Consider the following 26,007-nt stretch of genomic DNA (forward strand, 5'->3'; position numbering starts at 1 on the left):
GAACCGGCCTGCTGTGGACCGACCAGTGTACGACTTATCCGATCAGTGTGCTCTGTGGCACGCGTCTCGGCGCCGCACCGCACACGTACGGCTCAGTGCCGCACGTCCACGGGCTCAGCGCGCGTTGAAGTACTTCGCCTCCGGGTGGTGGATGACGATGGCGTCGGTGGACTGCTCGGGGTGCAGCTGGAACTCCTCGGACAGCTGGACGCCGATCCGCTCGGGCTGCAGCAGGTCGGCGATCTTGGCGCGGTCCTCCAGGTTGGGGCAGGCGCCGTAGCCCAGCGAGAACCGCGCGCCCCGGTACTTCAGGGCGAACATGTCCTCGACGTCGCTCGGGTCCTCGCCGGCGAAGCCCAGCTCCGCACGGACGCGCGCGTGCCAGTACTCGGCCAGCGCCTCGGCCAACTGGACGGACAGGCCGTGCAGTTCGAGGTAGTCGCGGTAGGAGTTGGCCTCGAAGAGCTTGGCGGTCCGCTCGCCGATGCGCGAGCCGACGGTGACGACCTGGAGGCCGACCACATCCGTCTCCCCCGACTCCTCCGGGCGGAAGAAGTCGGCGAGGCACAGCCGGCGGCCGCGGCGCTGGCGGGGGAAGGTGAACCGGGTGCGTTCGTTGCCGCGTTCGTCCAGGATGATCAGGTCGTCGTCCTTGGAGACGCACGGGAAGTAGCCGTAGACCACGGCCGCTTCCAGCAGGTTCTCGGTCTGGAGCTGGTCCAGCAGGCCGCGCAGCCGGGGGCGGCCGTCGGTCTCGACGAGTTCCTCGTACGACGGTCCCTCGCCGGTGCGGGCCTGCTTGAGGCCCCACTGGCCCTTGAAGAGGGCGCCCTCGTCGAGCCAGCTCGCGTACTCCTTGAGCTGGATGCCCTTGATGACGCGGGTGTCCCAGAACGGCGGGGTGGGCACCGGGTTGTCGACGGCGACGTCGGAGCGGACATGGCCCTCCTCGGGCCGTTCCTCGACCTCGGCGGTGGCGGTGGGCCGCACCCGGCGCTGCTTCAGCTCCGGCAGGCTGGCGCCGGGCACTCCGCGCTTGACGCCGATGAGCGCGTCCATCAGGCGCAGGCCCTCGAAGGCGTCGCGGGCGTAGCGGACCTCGCCCTCGTAGATCTCGTGCAGGTCCTGCTCGACGTAGGCGCGGGTGAGGGCCGCGCCGCCCAGGATCACCGGGTAACTGGCCGCCAGGCCGCGCTGGTTGAGCTCCTCCAGGTTCTCCTTCATGATCACCGTGGACTTGACCAGCAGGCCGGACATGCCGATGACGTCCGCCCGGTGCTCGTCGGCGGCCTCCAGGATCGCGGAGACGGGCTGCTTGATGCCGAGGTTGACGACGTTGTAGCCGTTGTTGGACAGGATGATGTCGACGAGGTTCTTACCGATGTCGTGGACGTCGCCGCGCACGGTGGCGAGCACGATGGTGCCCTTGCCCTCGGCGTCCGACTTCTCCATGTGCGGTTCGAGGTGGGCCACCGCGGACTTCATGACCTCGGCGGACTGGAGGACGAACGGCAGCTGCATCTGGCCGGAGCCGAACAGCTCGCCGACGACCTTCATGCCGTCCAGCAGGGTCTCGTTGACGATGTCGAGGGCGGGGCGGTCCTGGAGGGCCGCGTCCAGGTCGGCCTCCAGGCCGTTCTTCTCGCCGTCGATGATGCGGCGCTTGAGCCGCTCCTCCAGCGGGAGGGCGGCCAGTTCCTCGGCCTTGCCGGCCTTGAGGGACTTGGCGGTGGCGCCCTCGAAGAGGGCCATCAGCTTCTGGAGCGGGTCGTAGCCCTCGGCGCGGCGGTCGTGAACGAGGTCGAGGGCGGTCCGCACCTCCTCCTCGGAGAACCGGGCGATCGGCAGGATCTTGCTCGCGTGCACGATCGCCGAGTCCAGGCCCGCCTTGACGCACTCGTCGAGGAAGACGGAGTTCAGCAGGATGCGGGCGGCCGGGTTGAGGCCGAAGGAGATGTTGGACAGGCCCAGGGTGGTCTGGACGTCCGGGTGGCGGCGCTTGAGTTCGCGGATCGCCTCGATGGTGGCGATGCCGTCGCCCCGGGACTCCTCCTGGCCGGTGCAGATGGTGAAGGTCAGGGTGTCGATGAGGATGTCCGACTCGTGGATGCCCCAGTTCCCGGTCAGGTCCTCGATCAGCCGTTCGGCGATCTCGACCTTCTTCTCCGGGGTGCGGGCCTGGCCCTCCTCGTCGATGGTCAGCGCGATCAGCGCGGCACCGTGCTCGCGCGCCAGCGCGGTGACCTTGGCGAAGCGGGACTCCGGGCCGTCGCCGTCCTCGTAGTTGACGGAGTTGATGACGGCGCGGCCGCCGAGCTTCTCCAGGCCGGCCCGGATGACGGGGACCTCGGTGGAGTCCAGGACGATCGGCAGGGTGGAGGCGGTGGCGAAGCGGCCGGCCAGCTCCTGCATGTCGGCGACGCCGTCCCGGCCGACGTAGTCCACGCAGAGGTCGAGCATGTGGGCGCCCTCGCGGATCTGCTCGCGGGCCATCTCCACACAGTCGTCCCAGCGGGCGTCCAGCATGGCCTCGCGGAACTTCTTGGAACCGTTGGCGTTGGTGCGCTCGCCGATGGCCAGGTACGAGGTGTCCTGGCGGAACGGGACGGTCTGGTAGAGGGAGGCGGCGCCGGGCTCGGGGCGCGGGCTGCGCTCGGGCGGGGTGACGCCGCGGACCCGCTCGACGACCTGGCGCAGGTGCTCGGGGGTGGTGCCGCAGCAGCCGCCGATGAGGGAGAGGCCGTAGTCCCGTACGAAGGTCTCGTGGGCGTCGGCCAGCTCCGAGGGGGTGAGCGGGTAGCTGGCGCCGTCCTTGCCGAGGACGGGCAGGCCGGCGTTGGGCATGCACGACAGCGCGATACGGGAGTGCCGGGAGAGGTAGCGCAGGTGCTCGCTCATCTCGGCGGGGCCGGTGGCGCAGTTCATGCCGATCATGTCGATGCCGAGCGGCTCCAGCGCGGTGAGCGCGGCGCCGATCTCGGAGCCCAGCAGCATGGTGCCGGTCGTCTCGACGGTGACGGAGACGATGATCGGGACGTCCAGGCCGGCGATCTCGCGGGCGCGGTGGGCGCCGATCACGGCCGCCTTGGTCTGGAGCAGGTCCTGGGTGGTCTCCACGATCAGCGCGTCGGCGCCGCCCGCGATCAGGCCCTCGGCGTTCTGCTGGAAGGCGTCGCGGATCGTGGTGTACCCGATGTGGCCGAGGGTGGGCAGCTTGGTGCCGGGGCCGATGGAGCCGAGCACCCAGCGCTGGCGGCCGTCGCGGGCGACATAGCCGTCGGCGGTCTCCCGGGCGATGCGGGCGCCCGCCTCGGACAGCTCGTAGACGCGCTCGGGGATGTCGTACTCGGCCATCGCCGCGTAGTTGGCGCCGAAGGTGTTGGTCTCGACGCAGTCCACGCCCGCGTCGAAGTACGCCTCGTGGACCGAGCGGACGATGTCGGGGCGGGTCAGGTTCAGGATCTCGTTGCAGCCCTCGAGCTGCTGGAAGTCGTCCAGGGTGGGGTCCTGGGCCTGGAGCATGGTGCCCATGGCTCCGTCGGCGACCACCACACGGGTGGCCAGCGACTCTCGGAGCGCGGACACACGGGTCCGGCTGTCGGCGGAAGGGGACGGTGGCGACGAGGCCATGAAGGGCTCCCTTGGATGCGACGGCTGTCGGCTATGCGGTCCGCCGGGCCGGGCCCGGACATGGACGCACTGCGCCAGCCTAACCGGGGGTGGGCTTGGATGTGCAGGGCGTCCATGTGGCGGACGGGTGAGGGGCTGGTGAGGCGGTGGATGGGCGAGTATGTCGCCCACCACGGCAGCCGCGCCGGGCACGGGAACCGCACGTGACGTGAGCCACGGGGACCACACCTGCGGTGAGCGCGGACCACGCCTGGCGTAACAGGTGTCGACCAACCATTAGCGGAGAGTCGACACGGACCGGTAGTGTTCGGCATTGCCGAACGATGGTTACGGCAGTCTTACGGCGAGGGTCGTAGGGGACGGAGGCAGGACTGCGATGGCACGGAACATCCAGTCGCTCGAACGGGCGGCCGCGATGCTGCGGCTGCTCGCGGGCGGCGAGCGACGGCTCGGCCTGTCCGACATCGCCTCGTCACTGGGTCTGGCCAAGGGCACCGCGCACGGCATTCTGCGCACCCTCCAACAGGAGGGGTTCGTCGAGCAGGACGAGGCCTCGGGGCGCTACCAGCTGGGCGCCGAGCTGCTGCGGCTCGGCACCACCTATCTGGACGTGCACGAGCTGCGGGCCCGGGCGCTGGTGTGGACGGACGACCTGGCCCGGTCCAGCGGGGAGAGCGTCTACCTGGGCGTTCTCCACCAGCAGGGCGTGCTGATCGTGCACCACGTGTTCCGGCCCGACGACAGCCGGCAGGTGCTGGAGATCGGGGCGATGCAGCCGCTGCACTCCACCGCGCTCGGCAAGGTGCTGTCCGCCTACGACCCGGTGGCGCACAGCGAGGCCCTGGAGGCCGACCGCAAGCCCTTCACGGACCGCACGACCTGTGACCTGGACGCTTTCGAACACGTCCTCGACATCACCCGCGCGCGGGGGTACGCGGCGGACGTGGAGGAGACCTGGGAGGGCGTGGCGTCGATAGCGGCGCCGATCCACAACCGGCGCCGCATGCCGGTGGGCGCGGTGGGCATCACGGGCGCGGTGGAGCGGCTGTGCAAGGACGGGGAGTTGCAGCCCGAGCTGATCGCCGCGGTGCGGGACTGCGCCCGCGCGGTGTCGCGGGACCTGGGCGCGGGACGGTTCTGACCGCGTACCACTGATCACCACCTGAGGCCGGTCCGCCTGTCGGCGGACCGGCCTCAGCCGTACCCTGATCTGGACAAAACAGAACAAAAGTGGAGTTCAGTGGGCTACCGCAGCACATCCGACCCACGATCCCGACAAAGATCGATAACTCACAGCAATCAATAACGATCGCACTTTCGATAACAGAACTCTTGACGCACACGTAACGCCGGGGCGAGACTCCCGTCCATCGGTCGGCATTGTCGAACACCTACCGGCAATACGCGCTAGAGTGTGGCAACGCCAAGGGCCGGATTCGCTCTCACCCACGAGGGCGCCAACACCCCGACGGGACTCGGGGTTCGGCTTCCCTGGACGAAGGACAAAGGAGTCGCGGGTGTCCAGCTCCGACATCTTCATCGGCGAGACCATCGGTACCGCCGTACTCATCCTGCTCGGCGGCGGTGTGTGCGCCGCCGTCACGCTCAAGGCCTCCAAGGCCCGTAACGCCGGCTGGCTCGCCATCGCCTTCGGTTGGGGCTTCGCCGTCATGACGGCGGTCTACATCTCCGGACCGCTGTCCGGCGCCCATCTCAACCCGGCCGTCACCGTCGCCCTCGCGATCAAGAACGACGACTGGAGCAACGTTCCGGTCTACTTCGCCGGCCAGCTGCTCGGCGCGCTGATCGGCGCGACCCTGGTATGGGTCGCCTACTACGGCCAGTTCCACGCGCACCTGACCGACAAGGAGATCGTCGGCGGTCCGGGCGCGCAGGCCACCAAGGTCAAGGCCGTCGAGGCGGAAGAGACCGGCGCCGGCCCGGTCCTCGGCATCTTCTCCACCGGTCCCGAGATCCGGAACGTGGTGCAGAACCTCGCCACGGAGATCATCGGCACCATCGTGCTGATCCTGGCGGTCCTCACGCAGGGCCTCAACGACAAGGGCAACGGCCTCGGTGTGCTGGGCGGCCTGATCACCGCCCTGGTGGTCGTCTCCATCGGTCTCTCGCTCGGCGGTCCGACGGGCTACGCCATCAACCCGGCCCGTGACCTCGGTCCGCGTATCGTGCACGCGCTGCTCCCCCTGCCCAACAAGGGCGGTTCCGACTGGAGCTACGCCTGGATCCCGGTGGTCGGTCCGCTGATCGGCGGAGCGATAGCCGCGGGCATCTACAACGTCGCTTTTGCTTAGAAGCAGACCTCCGCTACCGGCAGAACTCCGCTGAAGCAGCAGACGTACCGCCACACACCACGGATCTTCGAGGAGCACACAGTGACCGACGCCCACACCGCAGGCCCGTTCATCGCCGCGATCGACCAGGGCACGACCTCCAGCCGCTGCATCGTCTTCGACAAGGACGGCCGTATCGTCTCGGTCGACCAGAAGGAGCACGAGCAGATCTTCCCCAAGCCGGGCTGGGTCGAACACAACGCCAACGAGATCTGGACCAACGTCCAGGAAGTCGTCGCCGGGGCCATCCAGAAGGCCGGCATCACCCGCGACGACATCAAGGCCATCGGCATCACCAACCAGCGCGAGACCACCGTGCTGTGGGACAAGAACACCGGTGAGCCCGTCTACAACGCCATCGTCTGGCAGGACACCCGCACCGACGCCCTCTGCCGGGAGCTCGGCCGCAACGTCGGCCAGGACCGCTTCCGCCGCGAGACCGGCCTCCCGCTGGCCTCCTACTTCGCCGGCCCCAAGGCCCGCTGGCTGCTCGACAACGTCGACGGCCTCCAGGAGCGCGCCGAGGCGGGCGACATCCTCTTCGGCACCATGGACACCTGGGTCATCTGGAACCTGACCGGCGGTGTCAACGGCGGCAAGCACGTCACCGACGTCACCAATGCCTCCCGCACCCTGCTCATGAACCTGCACACCATGCAGTGGGACGACAAGATCGCGGAGTCCATCGGCGTCCCGCTCCAGATCCTCCCCGAGATCCGCTCCTCCGCCGAGGTCTACGGCGACGTCACCGGCGGCAAGCTGGGGGACCTGCTCGGCGGCATCCCGGTCGCCTCCGCGCTCGGCGACCAGCAGGCGGCCCTGTTCGGCCAGACCTGCTTCGCCGAGGGCGAGGTCAAGTCGACCTACGGCACCGGCACCTTCATGGTGATGAACACCGGTGAAAAGATCATCAACTCGTACGCGGGCCTGCTGACCACGGTCGGCTACAAGATCGGCGACCAGCCGACGGTGTACGCGCTGGAGGGCTCGATCGCCGTCACCGGCTCGCTGGTGCAGTGGATGCGCGACCAGATGGGCCTGATCTCCACCGCCGCCGAGATCGAGACGCTCGCGCTCTCGGTCGAGGACAACGGCGGCGCCTACTTCGTGCCGGCCTTCTCCGGTCTGTTCGCCCCGCACTGGCGCTCCGACGCCCGCGGTGTGATCGCCGGCCTGACCCGGTACGTCACCAAGGCGCACCTGGCCCGCGCCGTCCTGGAGGCCACCGCCTGGCAGACCCGCGAGATCGCCGACGCCATGGTGAAGGACTCCGGCGACGAGCTGGTGGCCCTCAAGGTCGACGGTGGCATGACCGCCAACAACCTGCTGATGCAGCAGCTCGCCGACGTCCTCGACGCACCGGTGGTGCGCCCGATGGTCGCCGAGACCACCTGCCTCGGCGCCGCCTACGCCGCCGGCCTCGCCGTCGGCTTCTGGTCCAACACCGACGAACTGCGCGCCAACTGGCGCCGGGCCGCCGAGTGGACCCCCCGCATGGACGCGGAGACCCGCGACCGTGAGTACAAGAACTGGCTCAAGGCCGTCGACCGGACCATGGGCTGGATCGACGACGAGAGCTGACGAGAGCGCGCACGCTCTCACGATCGAGCTCTGACGAGGAGTAAGAACCCGACATGACCAGTCAGTCCACCCTGCAGTCCGTGCCTGCCCTGGGAACACACCCGGCCTCCGGCTCGCTTCCGAGCCGTGCCGAGACCAGGGAGCAGCTTTCCAAGGCGTCGTACGACCTTCTCGTGATCGGCGGCGGCATCCTGGGCATCTCCACCGCCTGGCACGCCGCGCAGTCCGGCCTCAGGGTGGCCCTGGTCGACGCCGGCGACTTCGCCGGTGCCACCTCCTCCGCCTCCTCCAAGCTCCTCCACGGCGGTCTGCGCTACCTGCAGACCGGCGCGGTGAAGCTGGTGGCGGAGAACCACTTCGAACGCCGTGCGGTCTCCCGCCAGGTGGCTCCCCACCTGGCGAACCCGCTCACGTTCTACCTCCCCGTGTACAAGGGCGGTCCGCACGGTGCGGCGAAGCTCGGAGCGGGCGTCTTCGCCTACTCCGCGCTCTCCGCGTTCGGTGACGGCGTCGGCCACCTGCTCTCGCCCGCCCGGGCCCAGCGGGACGTGCCGGAGCTGCGCACCGAGAACCTCAAGGCCGTGGCCGTGTACGGCGACGACCAGATGAACGACGCGCGCATGGCGCTGATGACGGTCCGCGCGGCCGTCGAGGCGGGCGCGGTCGTCCTGAACCACGCCCAGGTCAGCGGTCTGCGCTTCACCAACGGCCGGGTGACCGGCGCCGACCTGAAGGACGCGGTCTCCGGCGAGGAGTTCGGCGTCAACGCCCGTCTGGTGCTCAACGCGACCGGCCCCTGGGTCGACCACCTGCGCCGGATGGAGGACCCGAACGCGGCCCCGTCCATCCGCCTGTCGAAGGGCGCGCACCTGGTCCTGAAGCGGACGGCCCCGTGGAAGGCCGCCCTCGCGACCCCCATCGACAAGTACCGGATCACCTTCGCCCTCCCCTGGGAGGACATGCTGCTGCTCGGCACCACCGACGAGGAGTACGAGGGCGACCCGGCGGATGTCTCCGTCACCGAGAAGGACATAGCCCAGATCCTGGACGAGGCCGCGTTCTCCGTCCGGGACCAGCAGCTCCAGCGCGATCTGATCACCTACGCCTTCGCGGGCCTGCGGGTGCTGCCGGGCGGTCCCGGCAGCACCGCCAAGGCCAAGCGGGAGACCGTGGTGACCGAGGGCAGGGGCGGCATGCTGTCCGTCGCGGGCGGCAAGTGGACCACTTTCCGGCACATCGGCCGTACGGTGATGGAGAAGCTGGAGGCGCTGCCGGGGCACCCGCTGGGCGACGACTTCGAACCGATCTCCTCGCTGCCGAAGAAGCTGCCGCTGCCCGGTGTCGCCAACCCCCGCGCGGTCGCCCACCGCCTGCTGGTGGACAACCCGGCTCCCGGCCCGCGCATGGCCGCCGACACGGCCAAGCACCTGGCCACCCACTACGGTTCGCTGGCCTTCGACATCGCCCGCCTCGCCAACGAGGACCCGCAGCTCGCCGAGCGCGTCCACCCGGACGCCCCGGAGATCTGGGCCCAGGTCGTCTGGGCCCGCGACCACGAGTGGGCCGAGACCACGGACGACGTGCTGCGCCGCCGTACCACCCTGACGATCCGCGGCCTGGCCACGGACGACGTCAAGGCGAAGGTCCAGGACCTGCTCGACAAGAAGTGAGCCAGGCGGCTCCTCTCCCCTGGGGAGCCGCCCCTTCCGCGCGCCCGTTGTCAGGGCCGGGTGCGGACCCTGACCTGGTCCCTGGAGGCGCTGCGGCTGCCGGCGGCGCGGAGCGGAGCGCGCACCGGTCCCGGCCGGTGCCCGGCACCACGGTCTGCCCCCGGCCTGACCAGGTCGCATAATGTGGCTGAGACATCGGATGTCTCAGCGACAAGGAGGCCGGTATGGCAGTCACCGATGAGGCGATCGAGAAGATCAAGGACATGATCGTCTCCGGTGCGCTGCGCCCCGGTGACCGGTTGCCGAAGGAGAGCGAACTCGCCGCCGAACTCGGCCTGTCCCGCAACTCGTTGCGGGAGGCGGTGCGCGCCCTGTCACTGATCCGGATCCTGGACGTACGGCAGGGCGACGGCACCTACGTCACCAGCCTGGACCCGCAACTGCTCCTGGAGGCGATGAGCTTCGTCGTCGACTTCCACCGCGACGACACGGTCCTGGAGTTCCTCGCGGTGCGCCGGATCCTGGAGCCGGCCGCCACCGCGATGGCCGCCGCCCGGATCAGCGAGCAGCAACTGGACGCACTGGCCGCCCAGTTGGACGCCCTGGGCGCCGCGCCCTCGGTGGAGGAACTGGTCGCCTGTGACCTGGAGTTCCACCGGGGCATCGTGCAGAGCTCCGGGAACTCGGTGCTCTGCTCGCTCCTTGACGGGCTGTCCGGGCCGACCACCCGGGCCCGGATCTGGCGCGGGCTGACCCAGGAGGACGCGGTCGCCCGGACCCTGCGCGAGCACCGGGCGATCGTGGCCGCGCTGCGCGACCGGGACGCGGAGGCGGCCCGTTCCTGGGCGACCGTGCACATCGCGAGCGTGGAGCAGTGGCTGCGCAGCAGCCTGTGAAGCGCTTACTACCGGTGAGCGGTTCCTTGTCGAATCGGGGTGTTCGAGGAGGGTGAACGGGGCAGTGATCCGTTCACTCCCCCGTGCAAGGGGGCTGCGGGCGCCCCCGCCGGACGCCGTAAGGTTGGGGCGTACGCGAGGGTACGTCGGAAGGAGGCGCTGGGTGATCGAGCTGGAGGGGGTTCCCGAGCTGATCGACCCAGTCATGGTGGCCGCGTTCGAGGGCTGGAACGATGCCGGCGACGCCGCCTCCACCGCGGTCGCGCATCTGGAGCGGGAATGGAAGGGCGAGGTGTTCGCGGCCCTTGACGCCGAGGACTACTACGACTTCCAGGTCAACCGCCCCACGGTGTGGATGGACGCCGGCGTGCGCAAGATCACATGGCCGACGACACGCCTGTCGGTGGTCCGGGTCGGCGGCGACAAGCCGCGCGATCTGGTGCTGGTGAGGGGCATCGAACCGTCCATGCGCTGGCGCTCGTTCTGCAACGAGCTGCTCGGCTTCGCCCACGAGCTGGGCGTGGAGCTGGTGGTCGTCCTGGGCGCCCTGCTGGGCGACACCCCGCACACACGTCCGGTGCCGGTCAGCGGAGTCACCTCCGACCCGGACCTGGCCCAGCGGATGGACCTGGAGGAGACCAAGTACGAGGGTCCGACGGGCATCGTCGGCGTCCTCCAGGAGGCCTGCACGCACGCGGGCGTCCCGGCGGTCTCGCTCTGGGCGGCCGTTCCGCACTACGTCTCCCAGCCGCCCAACCCGAAGGCCACGCTGGCGCTGCTGAACCGCCTGGAGGACCTGCTCGACCTGCGGATCCCGCTGGGCGAGCTGCCCGAGGACGCGCGTGCCTGGCAGGTGGGCGTGGACCAGCTGGCCGCCGAGGACACCGAGGTCGCGGAGTACGTGCAGACGCTTGAGGAGGCCCGGGACACCGCCGAGCTGCCGGAGGCGTCGGGCGAGGCGATCGCCCGTGAGTTCGAGCGCTATCTGCGGCGCCGGGACGTGAATCCGCCGCCCGGCGGCCACGCCACGGCGGACGGCACCGATAGCGCCTCCTACCTGCGGGACAACCCGAGCGGCAAGACCCGGCCGCCCCGACCGCCGAAGCCCGACACGCCCGGGAGCGCCGGCAATGCCGGGGAGGGCGAGGACTCCGGGCCGGACGGCGAGGACACCTCCGAGGACTGAGACAGGGGCGGTACGCGTAGTGCGTACCGCCCCTGTTCGTCGGGTGTCGGCCGTCGGGTGTCGGTCTCGCGCCGGTGGGGCTTGGCGCGCGGTTTCCCCGCGCCCCTTTCGGGGCGCGGGTGCCGACGTCTGTCTACAGGGCCACGCCCATCAGCGCGTCCACCGCTCGTGACACGACCCCGGGCGCGCCCGTGTCCGTGCCGCCCTCGGTCTGCTGGAGTGCGGCCCAGCGGTCCACCGCCGCCAGGGCCGCCGGGGCGTCCAGGTCGTTGCTCAGGGCCTCGCGGATCTCCTCCACCAAGGCCTCGGCCGGCGGGCCGTCCGGGCGGGAGACCGCTGCCCGCCAGCGGTCGAGGCGGGTCACCGCGTCCGCCAGGACCTGGTCGGTCCACTCCCAGTCGGCGCGGTAGTGGTGGGAGAGCAGGGCGAGGCGGATGGCGGCCGGGTCGACGCCGTCGCGGCGCAGTTGGGAGACGAAGACCAGGTTGCCCTTGGACTTGGACATCTTCTCGCCGTCCAGGCCGACCATGCCGGCGTGCACGTACGCCTTGGCCATCGGGAACTCGCCCGTGAGCACCTGGGCGTGCGAGGCGCCCATCTCGTGGTGCGGGAAGGCGAGGTCGGAGCCGCCGCCCTGGACGTCGAAGGTCATGCCGAGGTGGTCGAGGGCGATGGCCACGCACTCGATGTGCCAGCCCGGCCGGCCGCGGCCGAGCGAGCCGCCGTCCCAGCTGGGTTCGCCCTCGCGGGCGGCCATCCACAGCATCGGGTCGAGGGGGTTCTTCTTGCCGGGGCGGTCGGGGTCGCCGCCGCGCTCGGCGGACAGCAGCCGCATGGCGGCGGCGTCGAGGCCCGAGACCTTGCCGAAGTGGGGGTCGGACTCGACGGAGAAGTAGACGTCGCCGTCGAGTTCGTAGGCGGCGCCGAGGTCGCGCAGCCGCTCGACCAGCGGCACGATGCCGGGTATCGCCTCGACCGCGCCTATGTAGTGCCGCGGGGGCAGCATCCGCAGGGCGGTCATGTCCTCGCGGAAGAGGGTCGTCTCCTGCTCGGCGAGGGCGACCCAGTCGACGCCGTCGCGCTCGGCGCGCTCCAGGAGCGGGTCGTCGACGTCCGTCACGTTCTGGACGTAGTGCACCTGCCGCTTGGTGTCGAGCCACACGCGCTGGACCAGGTCGAACGCGTTGTAGGTCGCCGCGTGCCCCATGTGGGTCGCGTCGTACGGGGTGATGCCGCAGACATAGATACGGGCGACGGGACCGGGGTCGAGGGTGACCGGACCGCCGGTCGCGGTGTCGTGGATCCTCAGGTCGCGGCCCTGACCAGGCAGGGCGGGGACCTCGGAAGCGGGCCAGGCATGCATGTACATGAGCGTAACCGGACCCGAGTTCGGTATACGAACCGGACCAGGCCAGATGGCCGGGAAGGCACTCTTGATCTTGCGTCCGCGATGTGCTGCGGACCGGTCACACGGGCGGCCAGGGGATGGCCGGCCACTCTCCGCTCGGTTCCGGGTGCTTTCCGGTGGTCAGCAGCGCGTCGACCCGCGCGCGCGTGGCGTCGAGTTCGGCCGCGGTGATCAGCTCGGCCAGCCGGACCCCCAGCGCCCCGCCGAGGGCCTCCCGCAGCCCCTTGAGGGCCTCCACGGCCTCACCGGTGAGCGGCTCCCCCGCCCAGCCCCACAGCAGGGTGCGCAGCTTGTTCTCGGTGTTGAAGGTCACCCCGTGGTCGATGCCGTAGAGCCGCCCGTCGGCGGTGGGCAGCAGATGGCCGCCCTTGCGGTCGGCGTTGTTGATCACGGCGTCGATGACGGCGAGCCGGCGCAGCCGTGCGTCGTCGGCGTGCACGAGCAGCGCGGTCTTTCCCTCGCCGACCTCGGCGAACCCGATCGCCTTCCAGCCCGGCTCCGGCTCCTCGGCGTCGACCAGGGCGAGCAGGTCGGCGCTCTCGGGGTCGACGTCGATCCAGAGCTGGCACATGCCCTCGCCGTAGGGCCCGTCGCGCAGCACGGTGGGCGGGACGAGGTCCCAGCCGGTGGCCGCGGCGACCTCGTAGGCGGCCACCTCGCGCTGGGCGAGGGTGCCGTCGGGGAAGTCCCAGAGCGGGCGTTCCCCGGCGACCGGCTTGTAGACGCAGGACGCTTCCTCGCCGTCGTACGCGACCGTGCAGAACAGGGCCGCGTTGGAGGCGTCGCGGATGCGTCCGCGTACCTTCAGCTCACCCTGGGAGAGCAGTTCGGCGGCGGTCACGCTCCGCGGCGGTATCCGTTCTGGCGCGGACATACGTGTCCTTCCGGGTCGAGCGGGAGGCTGCACAGCGGGCACGGCGGCCGCCCGGCGTTGACGACGTCCAGGGCGCGCTTGGCGAAGGCCCTGGCCTGCGCGCCGGTCAGCCGGACCCGCAGCATCGGGGGTCCGTTCTCCTCGTCCTGGAGGAGCCGCTCCTCGGCCTCGGCGAGGTCCTCCTCGGAGTCGGCGTCCAGCTCCACGAGCGCCTGCGCCTCGACGATCATGCGCTCTTCCTCGCCGTCCCAGGCGAGCGCCATGGTGCCGACGCGGAACTCCTCCTCGACGGGGGTGTCCAGCGGGGCGCTGTCGGCGATCTCGTTGGGTGCGACGGCGGGGACGGCCGCGTTGCCGCCGCTGCGCCGGACGACCTCGTCGAGGAGTTCGTCCATGCGTTCGGCGAGCGCGGCGACCTGGGTCTTCTCCAGGGCCACGCTGGTCGTCCGGGGGCCGGCCGTGGCCTGGAGGAAGAACGTACGGCGTCCGGGCAGTCCGACCGTGCCCGCGACGAAGCGGTCCGGCGGATCGTAGAGGAACACCTGACGGGACACGTCCTGTCTCCATGGGAATCGAGAGTGCGTGGGCTCGGAAGGGCGACTGACCGCGCGGGTTGCCGGTCGGCGACTACGTGGATCGCTTCACCCTACTGCGGCTGACGATCACGGCGCGCCGGCGCCGCCACCGACCGCGGCGTCTTCCCCGGGAGGTTCCTCGCGGGGGGCGAGGGAGGCGAAATCCCCGGTGTCCCCGAGACGAACGAGAAATGGCCGCAGACGGGTGTAACGGATCGCGGTGATGGAACACGGTTCGACGGAGATCCGCTGGAAGAGGTCGAGATGCAGACCGAGCGCGTCCGCGACGAGCGACTTGATGATGTCGCCGTGCGAGCACATCAGGTAGACGGCGTCGGCGCCGTGGTCGCGCTCCACGCGCGCGTTCCACTCGCGTACCGCCTCGGCGGCGCGGGTCTGCATGGCCCGCATGGACTCCCCGCCCGGGAAGGCGGCCGCCGACGGGTGCGCCTGCACCACCTCCATCAGCGGCTCGTCCTTGAGCTCGGCGAGCTTGCGGCCGGACCAGTCGCCGTAGTGGGCCTCCCCGATCCGCTCGTCGGTGTGGGCGGTGAGGCCGGGACGGGCGTCCAGCAGCGGGCGGATCGTCTCCTGGCAGCGCTGCAGCGGGCTGGCGACGACCTCGGAGATCGGCAGCCCGGCGAGCCTGCCGGGGAGCGCGGCGGCCTGGGCGGCGCCGCGCTCGTCGAGGGCGACACCGGGCGTCCAGCCGGCGAGCAGCCCGGAGGTGTTGGCGGTGGACCGTCCGTGCCTTACGAGGATCAGCGTGGGCATGCGGCCCAGGGTAGGCGTTTGCCCGCCCGAGGAGTGCGCCGGTGTCGAGGGGCCGCACGCGCGCAGACCCGAAGCGGCGGGCGCGTGCGGCCCCTCGGCACCGGCCGGGGCGGCCCGGAGGTGAAGAACGTCACGGAATGCGGTGCGGGCCGGGCGACGGGAGAATACTCTCCGTGATCGTCGACTGCGCCATCTACCGGGACGGGGAGCGGACGGAGACCCCGCAGGACTTCTCCGACGCCCTCGCGGAGGCACGCGCGCGTGGCGACAGTTTTCTCTGGATCGGTCTGTACGAGCCGACGGAGCACGAGTTCGACCTGGTCACCGATGAGTTCGGGCTGCATCCGCTGGCCGTCGAGGACGCCCTGACCGCCCACCAGCGGCCCAAGCTGGAGGTGTACGACGACTCGCTGTTCGTCGTCCTGAAGCCGGTGACGTACGAACCGAAGAGCGACACGGTGACCTCAGGCGAGCTGATGATCTTCATCGGGGACTCCTTCGTGGTGACGGTGCGCCACGGGACGCCCTCGCCGCTCGGGGACATCCGGCGGCACCTGGAGGAGCAGCACGAGCTGCTCAAGCACGGGCCGACAGGGGTGCTGTACTCCATCTCCGACGCGGTCGTCGACAACTACCTGGAGGTCGCGACCGAGTTGCAGAACGACCTGGAGGAGCTGGAGGCCGGGGTGTTCTCGCCGAGCGGCGGCGGCTCCCGGCACACCGCGTCGCGGATCTACACCTTCAAGCGGCAGATCCTGGAGTTCCGCCGGGCCACCGTGCCGCTGGCCATGCCCATGACCAAGCTGGCGGGAGTGGGCCCCTACGGCAGCGGCATGACGGTGCCCTTCGTGCGCGAGGACGCCCGCCCGTTCTTCCGGGACGTCAACGACCACCTGCTGCGGGTGAACGAGGGCGTGGAGGCCCTGGACCGGCTGGTGTCGGACGTCCTCAGCGCCCATCTCGCGCAGATGAGCGTGCGGCAGAACGACGACATGCGGAAGATCTCCGCGTGGGCGGCCATGGCGGCGGTCCCCACGCTGATCGCGGGGATCTACGGCATGAACTTCGACCACATGCCCGAGCTGCACTGGCTCTGGGGGTATCCGGCGGTGATCCTGGTCATGGCCTCCCTGGAGCTGGTGCTGTACCGGCTGTTCAAGCGCCGCGGCTGGATGTGAGGCGCGCGGCGGCCGGGGCCTCGCTCCCGCTCAGGCGAACTCGGGGGCGGAGGAGGCGGGGCCGCCCAGGGCGTTCCTGCGCTCCGGCATCCGCAGCGAGACCATCCGGCGCCAGCCGGCGGCGCGCTCATAGGCGTAGACGGCGTGGACGGCAACCGCGAGGAGCGCGGACCTGCCCTTCGGCCAGCCGAGGATGCGGCCCATGTGGGCCATGACGGCGAGGCTGACGTCCCGGTAGATCCGGATCTCGGCGAGCGCGCACGCGCGCAGGGTGCGCTGGATCGCGCGGCCGTGCCCGGCGGCGGCGTACCGCAGCAGTTCCTCGTGGCAGTAGGCGAGGTGGTTGTCCTCGTCGTCGGAGATCATCCGCACCGCGCGGCCGACGTCCGGGTGGTCGGCGAAGTGCCTGCGCAGCAGCTCCATCTGCTCCGAGGCGCGCTGCTCGGTGACCCGGCTGTGGGCGAGGTAGGTGACGATGTCCCGCACCGTGAGCGGCCGGTCGGCCCGGAGCTTGTCGTGGGCGAGCCCGATGCCGTGCCGCTCCAGGAGCATCGTGTAGTCGGTGTCGGGCGGGACCGGGACGGGGGTGAGCCCGCGCTTGTTCATGAGGGCGTGGAAGATTCGCCCGTGCTTGTCCTCGTCGGCGCCGTGACGGGTGATCTTGGGGGCGAGGTCGCGTTCGCTCTTCGGTACCAGTGCGGCGATCCGCGCGTTCTCCCAGCCGCCCTGCGACTCCCCGCTGGCCGCGATGGAACAGAAGAGCCGGAAGGACTCGTCGTTGTCGAGGATCTCCAGGAACAGACTCTTCGCCGAAAGCATCGTGGGCACCCCTCCGGAGAACTCACCAGACCCGCAGAGAACGAGTCAAATGCCGCATCCGGACGGCTGCAACAGCTGTGTGGACGGACTCGGCCGAAAGGAGGAGCACCGGGGTCACACCGAGGGCGTAACCGGGCGGGCGTGGGCGCGTTGTTCCGCGTGACGGCCGTGGCGGGGAAGACCCCCGAGCCCCCACCACGGCCGCGGACTTCTCTCGCCGGGGCTTACGCGAGTCCGGCACGCTCCAGGGCCTCGGCGCCGGCCCGCAGCGAGGCGAGCCGCTCGTCCAGGGCGAACCCGGCGGGCGCGAGCGACAGCGTGGTGACCCCGGCGGCCGCGTAGGCCTTCATCCGGTCGGCGATCCGGTCCACGGAACCGAGCAGCGTGGTCTGGTCGATCAGCTCCTGCGGTACGGCGGCGGCGGCCCCGTTCTTGTCCCCGGACAGGTACTTGTCCTGGATCTCGGCGGCCTCCTGCTCGTACCCCATGCGCTGGGCGAGCTGGTTGTAGAAGTTCTGCTTGCGGCTGCCCATGCCGCCGACGTACAGCGCGGTGTACGGCCGGAAGGTGTCGGCGAGCGTGGCCACGTCCTTGTCCTCGCCGACAGCGAGCGGCAGCGTCGGGCAGATGTCGAACCCGTCGAGGCTCTGGCCTGCCTTCTCCCGCCCCGCGCGCAGGTACTTGACGGCCGTCTCCTCCAGGTGGTCGGCGGAGGGGAAGATCAGCAGCGCGCCGTCGGCGATCTCGCCGGTCTGCTCCAGGTTCTTCGGCCCGATGGCGGCGATGTAGACCGGGATGTGCTCGCGCTCCGGGTGCACGGTCAGCTTGATCGGCTTGCCGGGACCGCCCGGCAGCGGCAGCGTCCAGTGCTCGCCCTCGTACGACAGCCGCTCGCGGCTCATCGCCCTGCGCACGATCTCTACGTACTCGCGGGTGCGGGAGAGCGGCTTGTCGAACTTGACGCCGTACCAGCCCTCGGAGACCTGCGGCCCGGAGACGCCGAGGCCGAGGCGGAAGCGGCCCTTGGAGAGCGAGTCGAGCGTCGCGGCGGTCATCGCGGTCATCGCGGGCTGCCGGGCCGGGATCTGGAAGATGGCCGAGCCGACGTCGATGCGCTCGGTCTGGGCGGCGACCCAGCTGAGTACGGTGGCGGCGTCGGAGCCGTAGGCCTCGGCGGCCCAGCAGACGGCGTACCCGAGCCGCTCGGCCTCCTGCGCCACGGCCAGATTGTCCCCGTCCATCCCGGCACCCCAGTAGCCGAGGTTGATCCCGAGCTTCATGGCCGATCCCCTTACCGATCAGTAACGTCGCTGTTGCGGAGACCTTAGCGCGGTCATCGGCGGGTGGGAGATCGGTCGTGGTCCGACTGCGCGTCGTGGGGGCCGGTCGCGCCCACGCGGCGGAGCCGCACATCGGCATTGCCCCGCGCCCCTGGCCAGGTCGGCTCCCGCCTCCTGCAACGCACCGCTGCCTTGTGAAATCGGTTATCCACAGGCAACCCAACGCACCAGCTCTGGCCAGTAATCTCGCGGGCATGGAGCAGAGGCATCTCGGCCGTACCGGCCTGCGCGTGTCCCGCATCGGGCTCGGCACCCTCACCTGGGGCCGGGACGTCGACGAGCACGACGCCGCGGACATGCTGAAGGCGTTCTGGGAGGCCGGCGGAACCCTCGTCGACACCGCGGACGTGTACGGCGACGGAGAGGCCGAGTATCTGCTCGGGCAACTCATGGAAGGGCTGGTGCCGCGCCGGGACCTGGTCATCTCGACGAAGGCGGGCAGCGTCCCCGACCCCGACCGCCGTTTCGACGGCTCCCGCGGCCATCTGCTCGCCGCGCTCGACGCCTCCCTGGCCCGCCTCGGTACCGACTACGTCGACGTCTGGCACGTGCACGCCTACGACCCGGACACCCCGCTGGAGGAGACCCTCCAGGCCCTCGACCTGGCCGTGAGCAGCGGCCGCGCCCGGTACGCCGGGGTCTCCAACTTCTGCGGCTGGCAGATCGCGAAGGCGGCGACCTGGCAGCTCGCGGCGCCGGGCACCCGCACCCGGCTGGCCAGCACCCAGCTGGAGTACTCGCTGCTCCAGCGGGGCGTGGAGCGCGAGGTGCTGCCCGCCGCCCTCGACCTCGGCATCGGTCTGCTGCCGTCCTCCCCGCTGGGCCGGGGCGTACTGACCGCGAAGTACCGCCACTCCACTCCCCCGGACTCCAGAGGCGCCTCGGAGCATCTGGCGCCGTTCGTCGCGCCGTATCTCGACGACACCGCGACCCGGATCGTGGACGCGGTGCAGACGGCGGCGGACGGGCTCGCCGTGACACCGCTCCAGGTGGCGCTCGCCTGGGTGCGGGACCGGCCGGGCGTGGCCGCGCCGATCGTCGGCGCGCGCAACGCGCAGCAGCTCACGGGGGCATTGTCAGTGGAGGCGCTTAGTCTTCCTGACGAGATCTGCCGGGCGCTCGACGACGTGTCGGCGCCCGTGCACCGCTATCCCGATCACGACTGGAGCACGCTGTGAGCACGGAGCCGGGGCTGGGCGCCACGCCCGAGGCCGACGAGGGCACGACGTCCGGGGGCACGACGGAGACCGAGGCCCTCGCCACCACCACCGCCGCGGCAAGCGACACGCAACCCGGCAACTCCCGCGCGGGCGACGGCAGCGAGCGGGCCGAGGGCGGCAGCGCGAGCGCGGGCGGTGGCCCGGAGGGCGACGCGGGCGACGGCAGCGACCGGGCCGAGGACGGCATCGCGGGCGTGGGCGGTGGCGCGGAGGCCAGTGCAGGCGGAGAGGGCGAGACGGGCGACGGCGGCGATCAGGCCGAGGACGGCATCGCCGGCGCGGGCGTAGGCCCGGAGGGCGGCGCGGAGGTCGGGGAGGTCGGCTCGGGGGGTGGTGCGCGGCTGTCCGAGGCCGAGGCCGAGCTGGCCGCCCAGCGGGTCGAGCGGGAGCGGATCGAGCGGCGGAAGGCCGAGAAGGCGGGGCCGGTCGAGGCCGGGACCAAGCTCAGTGGCAAGGCGGCCGACCTGCTCGCGGCGATCCGGGCGGTGGAGAGCGGCGAGAAGCCCGCGGCCACCGTGTTCGCCGCCCCGGAGCCCGCCCCGCGGCCGGCGTCCGTACCGGAGCCGGCCCACCGGCCCCAGCCCGCACCTGTCACCGCCGCGCCCGCGGCACCCGTGGCACCCGCGGCACCCGCCGTGGAGACGGTCGCGGCGGTACGGGCGGTGCTGGCCGAGGGCGGTGCGCCCGAGTCGCTCGCCCCCCAGGTCGCCGCCGCCCTCGGTGAGGGCGCGGACACGCTGCTGCGGGAGGACCCCTGGCAGTTGCTCCGGGTCACCGGCGTACGGCCGGACCACGCGGACGGGTTCGCGCGGGCGCTGCTGGGCGCGGAGTGCGGTCCGGACGACGAGCGGCGCGGCCGGGCGGTGACCGGCTGGCTCCTGGAACAGGCCGCCCTGGCCGGGCACACCGCGCTGGAGATGCCGGCGCTCACCGCCGCCCTGGCCCAGCGGGCGGTGCCCGACCCGGAGGCGGCCGTGCAGGACGCGCTCGCCGAGGGAGACGCACTGGTCTTCCAGGACCTGCTGGATCCGGGCGCCCCCGAGCCCGAGGACGACGAGGAGGAGCGGCCGGTCCGGGTCCTGGTCGGTCTGGAGCGGTACGCGCTGGCCGAGGAGAGCCTCGCCGACGGGCTGGCCCGGTTGGTCAACTCGCTGTCCAAGGACGCCTCGCAGCCCTGGGAGGCGGCCGCCGCGGCAACCTCCGGCGGTGTGGCCGAGCTGGCGGCGGCGGTCGCCGGACACGGCCTGGTGCTGCACACGGGCGGCGAGGCGGCCCGCGCCGAACCGGCGGGCCTGCTGACCGCGGCCCGGGGCGCCGGACTGCGCGCCTTCGCCGCCGTCCACACCCCGGAGGGACACCGCCGCCTGGCCGCCCTGGCGGCGGACGGCGAAACGGCCGTCGCCACGGTCGCCGGTCTGCTCTCCGGCACCGAGGGGCCGGGCCGGGACGCGGAGGGTGCCCTCGATCTCGACCTGCTGATCGTGCTGGACGCGCCCCAGCTGGACGTGGAGGGCGCGGCGATGCTCGTGGAGGCGCTGCCCGACGGGGCCCGGCTGGTGCTCAGCGGAGATCCGGCGGTGCTGTGGTCGGCGGGCCCCGGGCGGGTCTTCGCCGACCTGCTGGCGGCCCGGGTGTGCCCGCAGATCGCCTCGCGCACGCCCGACCCCGGACCGCTCGGTGAGCTGGTCTCCGGGATCGGTGCCGGTGAGCTCAGCCAGGTCGAGGCGCCCGGCAAGGAGATCGTGATCGTGCCGGTGCGGGACGCGGGCGAGGCGGTGCACCGGACGGTGCAGCTGGTCGCCGACTCCGTCCCGCGCGCCATCGGCGTCCCCGCCGAGCAGACCGTGGTGATCACCCCGGGCCATGGCGGCGCGGTCGGCACCCGTGCCCTCAACACCGCCCTCAAGGAACGGCTCAACCCGGGCCCCGGCCGCTTCGGCGGCTTCGACCCGGGTGACCGGATCGCCTACTCCCCCACGCCGGGCCGTACGGTTCCGGGCCGGGTGGTGAACGCCGACGCCGACGGGCTGCACCTGTCGTGCGCGGGTACGCCCGTGGTCGTCCCGAAGGAGCGGGTGGAGCAGGCCGTACGGCACGGCTGGGCGCTGACCGCCCACCAGGCGGTCGGCGGCCGCTGGCCGGCGGCGGTCGTGGTGCTCCCCGGCGACGCGGCCCAGTCGCTCAGCCGCCCCTGGGTGTACACGGCGTTCAGCCGGGCGGAGCGGCATCTGTCCGTGGTCCACGGCGTGGACCAGGCCCTGCCGAAGGCGGTGGCCGAGAGCCTGCCGAAGCCCCGGACGACCCGCCTTCCGCTCCTGCTCAAGACACAGGTACCGCCGACGGCCGGAGCCTGACCCGGCGCTGCCTCTCTGCTCCGCTGCCTCTCCGCTGTCACCCCGTCTCCGCCGCCCGGCGGTGCCGAACCGGCCGCAAGGCCCGCAAGGCACCGCCGGGTGGCCGGAGGGTCAGCGCTCGGCGTCCAGCGGCTCCAGGTCCTCGTCCTCGTCGAGGTCGAGGTCGAGGTCGTCCGCGTCCTCGCCGCGCGCGGTGTCAGCACCGTCCTCGCCGTCCTCGCGGTCCTCGTCGTCGAACACCGCGCTGACGTCGAACCGGCACACGACCCGCTGCGGATCGACCCCCTCGAACGGGGCCTCCAGCCACTCTCCGGGCTCGGCCGGCTCGTCCGCCGCGGTCACCCACAGTGTGGAGTCGCCCTCCTCCAGGCCGAACTCCTTGTGCCGGGAGGCGATCTCGTCCGGCTCGAACTCGCCGAACAGGATCCCCAGCGCCCCGTGGATCGTGCCGGCGGCGTCCTGGTCCGCGCCGGGGCCGTCGTCGTACTCCGCCGCCTCGACCCGCTGGGCCTGCGCCAGTAGCCGCTGAGGTTCCGCCACGGCGTAGTCGCGGCGGATCAGCACGCTGATCGCGTTCGGTTCCTCGGGCCCCGCGTACGGTGGCAGCGAGTCCTCGGTACCGGGGATCTCGAAGGGGGTGACCTCGTCATAGCGGTCGTAGAGCAGCTCGTCGTAGACCTCGGCGGCCGCGGCGAGCTGGTTGAACGCCTCGTAGACAGCCGGGTCGTCCTCCCCCGACCTGCGTTCGACCGCGGCCAGATGGCGGTCGAGCGCGGTCTTGACCGCCTCGGCGGCGGCGCGTACCTCGGCAGCGGTGGGCTGCGCAGCATCAGACATAGTGCAGACGCTATCCGTACCGGGCACCAGCCCGCACAATAGATGCGATGCCGGAATACGAATTTGTCGACGTGTACGTGCCTCGCGGGGTCTCCCGCAAGGAGGCGACGCGTCTGCTGACGGACCATGCCGAGTACGGACACTGGGAGTTGGACCGACTGAGCCTCATGCGCGACGGCAGCCGCAGGGTGCGGTTGCGCCGGCGGATCATCCGCCAGGTGCGTGCCACATGGTGAGACTCTCCGAATGACGGAAGGGGCCCCGCATCGACGGGGCCCGCTCCGTTCCACGCACCGCTGCCGGGGGCGCCCCCACTGGGGGAGCGTCACCGCCTGTGCACTACGCCGAGGCGCGCGCCTTGCGGTACAGCACCGCACCCGCGAGCAGCGCGCCGGCGCCCGCCGGAAGCGCGAGGCCCAGCGGGAGATCACTGCCGGTGTGCGCGAGCTGCGCGGTGGCCGGGCCGGGCTGGGTCACCGACGGGCTGCCCAGCGGTTCGACGAGGCTGGAGCCGTGAGTACCGGTCGTGACGGTCCGTCCCCCGGAGTGACCGGGCGGCGTACCGGTGTGCTGGCCCGGGTTGCCCGGATGTCCCGGGTGTCCCGGCTGACCCGGGTGTCCTGGCTGGCCCGGAGTCCCGGGGTGACCCGGCTGGCCCGGGTGTCCCGGCTGCCCCGGAGTCCCCGGGTGTCCCGGGTTGCCTCCGTGCCCTCCGTGCCCTCCGTGCCCTCCGTGCCCTCCGTGTCCCGGAGGCGTCCCGTGTCCCCCGTGCCCGGGAGGGGTCCCGTGGCCGTGCCCCCCGTGCCCCGGAGGTGTGCCGTGGCCGTGACCTCCGTGACCCCCGTGTCCGGGCGGCTGCGTGCAGTGATCGCCACCGGAACCACCAGAGCCACCGGAATGTCCGGAACTCCCCCCGTTGGCGCACTCGTCGCCCACGGCGGCGTTGCCGATCCCGATGACATTGACGCTGTTCCCGCACACGTTGACCGGAACGTCGATCGGTACCTGCACGGTGTTGCCCGAACCGACCCCGGGCGAACCCCCGGTGTGCCCCCCGGCGTGCGAGCCGCCGTGGCCTCCGTGTCCGCCACCGTGCCCCGTGTGCCCCGCGTGTCCCGTCTGTCCCCCATACCCGCCGTGGCCCGTGGAAGCACCGCCCCCGCCGCCGTGGTTGGCACACTTGTTGCCCATGGACGGGTTGAGGGCGCCGACGACGTTCACGGTGTTGCCGCAGACGTTCACCGGCACGTGCACCGGCGCCTGCACCGTGTTGCCGGACAGCACGCCGGGTGAGTCGGTGGCGGAGCCGACGGCCCCCGAGTCGGCGTGGGCGTAGCCGCTCGCCGCGGCGATCACGCCGGTCGCCGCGGCCACTGTCATAAGGCCCTTACGGGTGCCCTGTCGCATTTCTGAATTCCCCCCTGCCTTGGATCCTGACCGTTGCATTTCTCGCGGAAAGAGCCCGCGGAAAAACCGGTCGGCCCCGGAGCGCATGGCGCGCACTCCGGGGCCGACGGAAAGACGCCCCTCAGGGAGTCGGCGTCACTTGTTGATGCAGGTGTTGCCGAAGGCGGGGTTCAGCAGCCCGATCACCGAGATCGTGTTGCCGCAGACGTTCACCGGGACGTGCACGGGAACCTGGATCACGTTGCCGGAGATGACACCCGGGGAACCCACGGCAGCACCCTGAGCACCCGAGTCGGCGACGGCCAGGCCCGCACCCGCGAGAACCAGACCACCAGTGGCAGCCGCAGCAGCGACGACCTTCTTGAGCATTATTCCTCCTTGTTGGCAATGCGATCCCAAGTAGCGGATCGCATTAGATGTAACGAGGAGGGAGTAATCGAGCTACGAGCTTATCGTCGCATTCACTCTTTTCAGTCGGTCTCGTACAGCCGCCCGATTACCTGAAGCCAGGACTTCACGACGCGTACCGCTTCACGACGCGTCGATGAACCGGTCCAGCACCCGCACGCCGAACTGCAGACCGTCCACCGGCACCCGCTCGTCCACGCCGTGGAACATGCCCGCGAAGTCCAGCTCCGGCGGCAGCTTCAGCGGTGCGAAACCGAAGCCCCGGATGCCGAGGTCGTCGAAGGACTTGGCGTCGGTGCCGCCGGAGAGCATGTAGGGGATCGCCTTGGCGGTGGGGTCCTCGGCCAGCAGCGAGGACTGCATGGCCTCCACCAGCGCCCCGTCGAAGGAGGTCTCCAGCGCCTTGTCGGAGTGCACGTCCGCGCGGACCACGTGCGGGCCGAGGATCCGGTCGACGTCGGCGAGGAACTCCTCCTCGTGGCCGGGCAGGAAACGGCCGTCCACGTGCGCGGTGGCCTCACCGGGGATGACGTTGACCTTGTAACCGGCGTTCAGCTGGGTCGGGTTGGCCGTGTTGCTGAGCGTCGCGCCGATCAGCTTGGCGATGCCGCCGAGCCGGGCCAGCGTCGACTCCATGTCCTCCGGGTCCAGTTCGGTGCCGAGCGCGTCGCCCAGCTCGTCCAGGAAGGCCCGGGTGGTCTTGGTGACCCGCACCGGGAACTTGTGCCGGCCGAGCCGGGCGACGGCCTCGGACAGCTCGGTGATCGCGTTGTCGCGGTGGATCATCGAGCCGTGCCCGGCGGTACCGGCCACCTTCAGCTTCATCCAGTGCATGCCCTTCTCGGCCGTCTGGATCAGGTAGAGCCGGCGCTCCTCGTTCACCGTGAAGGAGAAGCCGCCGACCTCGCTGATCGCCTCGGTGACGCCCTCGAAGAGGTCCGGGTGGTGGTCGACGAGGTGCCGGGCGCCCCAGGTGCCGCCGGCCTCCTCGTCGGCGAGGAAGGCGAGCACGATGTCCCGGGGCGGCTTCCGGCCGCTGCGCAGCCGGTCACGCACGACCGCCAGGGTCATCGCGTCCATGTCCTTCATGTCGACCGCGCCCCGGCCCCACACGCACCCGTCCGCGATCTCGCCGGAGAACGGGTGGTGGGTCCAGTCGTCGGCGTTGGCCGGCACGACGTCGAGGTGGCCGTGGATCAGCAGAGCGGGCCGGGTCGGGTCCGCGCCCTCGATGCGGGCCACCGTCGAGGCGCGGCCCGGGTGCGACTCGAAGATCTTCGGCTCGAGGCCGACCTCGGCGAGCTTCTCGGCCACCCACTCGGCGGCCTTGCGCTCGCCGGGCCCGGAGTGGTCGCCGTAGTTGCTGGTGTCGAAGCGGATCAGCTCGCGGCAGAGGTCCACGACCTCGTCCTCGCCGGTGACGCTCCTGGCCGTGTCCGTCTCGCTCACGCTGCTTCCTTCCGCTGTCCCTACCGGCCGGTCCCTGTCATCCTCTCTCC

At 71.3% G+C, this 26,007-nt stretch carries 21 protein-coding genes; 10 read left to right on the forward strand and 11 right to left on the reverse strand.

Annotated elements, in window-relative coordinates:
* Positions 1–114 precede the first annotated feature (114 nt).
* On the reverse strand, positions 115–3,630 hold the full coding sequence (metH, locus tag ABZ642_RS30120; RefSeq protein ID WP_360489588.1) for a methionine synthase: 3,516 nt from the start codon (positions 3,628–3,630) through the stop codon (positions 115–117).
* Positions 3,631–4,006: 376 nt separating this feature from the next.
* On the opposite strand from metH, the gene ABZ642_RS30125 reads away from it, so the two are divergent.
* The 6 genes from ABZ642_RS30125 to ABZ642_RS30150 all read left to right on the forward strand — a co-directional run bounded on the left by ABZ642_RS30125 (position 4,007) and on the right by ABZ642_RS30150 (position 11,314).
* The gene (locus tag ABZ642_RS30125) at positions 4,007–4,771 is read left to right on the forward strand and encodes an IclR family transcriptional regulator (protein WP_360489589.1); all 765 of its coding nucleotides are present in this window, start codon (positions 4,007–4,009) and stop codon (positions 4,769–4,771) included.
* A 376-nt stretch (positions 4,772–5,147) separates the two neighbouring features.
* Positions 5,148–5,942, forward strand: a complete 795-nt coding sequence (locus ABZ642_RS30130; RefSeq protein WP_360489590.1) for an MIP/aquaporin family protein — start codon at positions 5,148–5,150, stop codon at positions 5,940–5,942.
* A gap of 81 nt (positions 5,943–6,023) precedes the next feature.
* Positions 6,024–7,562 (forward strand): glycerol kinase GlpK, encoded by a 1,539-nt coding sequence (gene glpK, locus ABZ642_RS30135; RefSeq protein ID WP_360489591.1) that lies wholly within the window; start codon positions 6,024–6,026, stop codon positions 7,560–7,562.
* A 53-nt stretch (positions 7,563–7,615) separates the two neighbouring features.
* Positions 7,616–9,232: a glycerol-3-phosphate dehydrogenase/oxidase gene (locus ABZ642_RS30140; RefSeq protein ID WP_360489592.1), complete on the forward strand. Its 1,617-nt coding sequence runs from the start codon at positions 7,616–7,618 to the stop codon at positions 9,230–9,232.
* A 224-nt stretch (positions 9,233–9,456) separates the two neighbouring features.
* Positions 9,457–10,128 carry a FadR/GntR family transcriptional regulator gene (locus ABZ642_RS30145; RefSeq protein ID WP_360489593.1) on the forward strand — a complete coding sequence of 224 codons (672 nt, stop codon included), beginning with the start codon at positions 9,457–9,459 and terminating at the stop codon, positions 10,126–10,128.
* A 163-nt stretch (positions 10,129–10,291) separates the two neighbouring features.
* The gene (locus ABZ642_RS30150; protein WP_360489594.1) at positions 10,292–11,314 is read left to right on the forward strand and encodes a PAC2 family protein; all 1,023 of its coding nucleotides are present in this window, start codon (positions 10,292–10,294) and stop codon (positions 11,312–11,314) included.
* Between the two features lie 133 nt (positions 11,315–11,447).
* Here ABZ642_RS30150 and mshC read toward each other — a convergent pair whose 3' ends face one another.
* The 4 genes from mshC to ABZ642_RS30170 all read right to left on the reverse strand — a co-directional run bounded on the left by mshC (position 11,448) and on the right by ABZ642_RS30170 (position 14,945).
* On the reverse strand, positions 11,448–12,677 hold the full coding sequence (gene mshC / locus ABZ642_RS30155; protein ID WP_360489595.1) for a cysteine--1-D-myo-inosityl 2-amino-2-deoxy-alpha-D-glucopyranoside ligase: 1,230 nt from the start codon (positions 12,675–12,677) through the stop codon (positions 11,448–11,450).
* 103 nt (positions 12,678–12,780) lie between these two features.
* Entirely contained in the window at positions 12,781–13,596 is an 816-nt protein-coding gene (locus tag ABZ642_RS30160; protein ID WP_360489596.1) for an SCO1664 family protein, read from the reverse strand.
* Positions 13,560–14,150, reverse strand: a complete 591-nt coding sequence (locus ABZ642_RS30165) for a DUF3090 domain-containing protein (protein WP_360489597.1) — start codon at positions 14,148–14,150, stop codon at positions 13,560–13,562. The genes ABZ642_RS30160 and ABZ642_RS30165 overlap by 37 nt, the downstream gene beginning before the upstream one ends.
* A gap of 108 nt (positions 14,151–14,258) precedes the next feature.
* Complete coding sequence (locus ABZ642_RS30170) at positions 14,259–14,945, reverse strand: histidine phosphatase family protein (protein ID WP_360489598.1); 687 nt, start codon at positions 14,943–14,945, stop codon at positions 14,259–14,261.
* Positions 14,946–15,118: 173 nt separating this feature from the next.
* On the opposite strand from ABZ642_RS30170, the gene corA reads away from it, so the two are divergent.
* The gene (corA, locus tag ABZ642_RS30175; protein WP_360489599.1) at positions 15,119–16,123 is read left to right on the forward strand and encodes a magnesium/cobalt transporter CorA; all 1,005 of its coding nucleotides are present in this window, start codon (positions 15,119–15,121) and stop codon (positions 16,121–16,123) included.
* A 30-nt stretch (positions 16,124–16,153) separates the two neighbouring features.
* Here corA and ABZ642_RS30180 read toward each other — a convergent pair whose 3' ends face one another.
* Both ABZ642_RS30180 and ABZ642_RS30185 read right to left on the reverse strand, forming a co-directional pair.
* On the reverse strand, positions 16,154–16,942 hold the full coding sequence (locus ABZ642_RS30180) for a ferritin-like domain-containing protein (protein ID WP_360489600.1): 789 nt from the start codon (positions 16,940–16,942) through the stop codon (positions 16,154–16,156).
* 224 nt (positions 16,943–17,166) lie between these two features.
* A complete protein-coding gene (locus tag ABZ642_RS30185; RefSeq protein WP_360489601.1) occupies positions 17,167–18,222 on the reverse strand; it encodes an LLM class F420-dependent oxidoreductase in 1,056 nt (351 codons plus the stop codon).
* A gap of 254 nt (positions 18,223–18,476) precedes the next feature.
* Between ABZ642_RS30185 and ABZ642_RS30190 the strand changes: the two genes are divergently transcribed.
* On the forward strand, positions 18,477–19,460 hold the full coding sequence (locus ABZ642_RS30190; protein ID WP_360489602.1) for an aldo/keto reductase: 984 nt from the start codon (positions 18,477–18,479) through the stop codon (positions 19,458–19,460).
* The gene (locus ABZ642_RS30195; protein WP_360489603.1) at positions 19,457–21,856 is read left to right on the forward strand and encodes a helix-hairpin-helix domain-containing protein; all 2,400 of its coding nucleotides are present in this window, start codon (positions 19,457–19,459) and stop codon (positions 21,854–21,856) included. Before ABZ642_RS30190 ends, ABZ642_RS30195 begins: the two co-directional genes overlap by 4 nt.
* Positions 21,857–21,967: 111 nt before the next feature.
* Here ABZ642_RS30195 and ABZ642_RS30200 read toward each other — a convergent pair whose 3' ends face one another.
* Entirely contained in the window at positions 21,968–22,693 is a 726-nt protein-coding gene (locus ABZ642_RS30200; RefSeq protein WP_360489604.1) for a hypothetical protein, read from the reverse strand.
* Positions 22,694–22,740: 47 nt separating this feature from the next.
* On the opposite strand from ABZ642_RS30200, the gene ABZ642_RS30205 reads away from it, so the two are divergent.
* On the forward strand, positions 22,741–22,929 hold the full coding sequence (locus tag ABZ642_RS30205) for a DUF5703 family protein (RefSeq protein WP_046732800.1): 189 nt from the start codon (positions 22,741–22,743) through the stop codon (positions 22,927–22,929).
* A 103-nt stretch (positions 22,930–23,032) separates the two neighbouring features.
* Here the strand turns inward: ABZ642_RS30205 and ABZ642_RS30210 are convergent, their stop codons facing one another.
* The 3 genes from ABZ642_RS30210 to ABZ642_RS30220 all read right to left on the reverse strand — a co-directional run bounded on the left by ABZ642_RS30210 (position 23,033) and on the right by ABZ642_RS30220 (position 25,957).
* The gene (locus tag ABZ642_RS30210) at positions 23,033–24,100 is read right to left on the reverse strand and encodes a chaplin family protein (RefSeq protein WP_360489605.1); all 1,068 of its coding nucleotides are present in this window, start codon (positions 24,098–24,100) and stop codon (positions 23,033–23,035) included.
* Positions 24,101–24,235: 135 nt separating this feature from the next.
* The gene (gene chpH / locus ABZ642_RS30215) at positions 24,236–24,469 is read right to left on the reverse strand and encodes a chaplin ChpH (RefSeq protein ID WP_046732802.1); all 234 of its coding nucleotides are present in this window, start codon (positions 24,467–24,469) and stop codon (positions 24,236–24,238) included.
* 162 nt (positions 24,470–24,631) lie between these two features.
* Positions 24,632–25,957 carry a M20/M25/M40 family metallo-hydrolase gene (locus ABZ642_RS30220; protein ID WP_360489606.1) on the reverse strand — a complete coding sequence of 442 codons (1,326 nt, stop codon included), beginning with the start codon at positions 25,955–25,957 and terminating at the stop codon, positions 24,632–24,634.
* Between the last annotated feature and the right edge of the window lie 50 nt (positions 25,958–26,007).

Origin of the sequence: Streptomyces sp. NPDC007157, assembly GCF_040634235.1 — a bacterium.
Lineage (GTDB): Bacteria > Actinomycetota > Actinomycetes > Streptomycetales > Streptomycetaceae > Streptomyces.

Bases quoted from the DNA above. Each gene is read 5' to 3' on its own strand.
- metH (WP_360489588.1), bottom strand. From the start codon at position 3,630: ATGGCCTCGTCGCCACCGTCCCCTTCCGCCGACAGCCGGACCCGTGTG.
- ABZ642_RS30125 (WP_360489589.1), top strand. From the start codon at position 4,007: ATGGCACGGAACATCCAGTCGCTCGAACGGGCGGCCGCGATGCTGCGG.
- ABZ642_RS30140 (WP_360489592.1), top strand. From the start codon at position 7,616: ATGACCAGTCAGTCCACCCTGCAGTCCGTGCCTGCCCTGGGAACACAC.
- ABZ642_RS30145 (WP_360489593.1), top strand. From the start codon at position 9,457: ATGGCAGTCACCGATGAGGCGATCGAGAAGATCAAGGACATGATCGTC.
- mshC (WP_360489595.1), bottom strand. From the start codon at position 12,677: ATGCATGCCTGGCCCGCTTCCGAGGTCCCCGCCCTGCCTGGTCAGGGC.
- ABZ642_RS30160 (WP_360489596.1), bottom strand. From the start codon at position 13,596: ATGTCCGCGCCAGAACGGATACCGCCGCGGAGCGTGACCGCCGCCGAA.
- ABZ642_RS30170 (WP_360489598.1), bottom strand. From the start codon at position 14,945: ATGCCCACGCTGATCCTCGTAAGGCACGGACGGTCCACCGCCAACACC.
- ABZ642_RS30180 (WP_360489600.1), bottom strand. From the start codon at position 16,942: ATGCTTTCGGCGAAGAGTCTGTTCCTGGAGATCCTCGACAACGACGAG.
- ABZ642_RS30185 (WP_360489601.1), bottom strand. From the start codon at position 18,222: ATGAAGCTCGGGATCAACCTCGGCTACTGGGGTGCCGGGATGGACGGG.
- ABZ642_RS30190 (WP_360489602.1), top strand. From the start codon at position 18,477: ATGGAGCAGAGGCATCTCGGCCGTACCGGCCTGCGCGTGTCCCGCATC.
- ABZ642_RS30200 (WP_360489604.1), bottom strand. From the start codon at position 22,693: ATGTCTGATGCTGCGCAGCCCACCGCTGCCGAGGTACGCGCCGCCGCC.
- ABZ642_RS30205 (WP_046732800.1), top strand. From the start codon at position 22,741: ATGCCGGAATACGAATTTGTCGACGTGTACGTGCCTCGCGGGGTCTCC.
- ABZ642_RS30210 (WP_360489605.1), bottom strand. From the start codon at position 24,100: ATGCGACAGGGCACCCGTAAGGGCCTTATGACAGTGGCCGCGGCGACC.
- chpH (WP_046732802.1), bottom strand. From the start codon at position 24,469: ATGCTCAAGAAGGTCGTCGCTGCTGCGGCTGCCACTGGTGGTCTGGTT.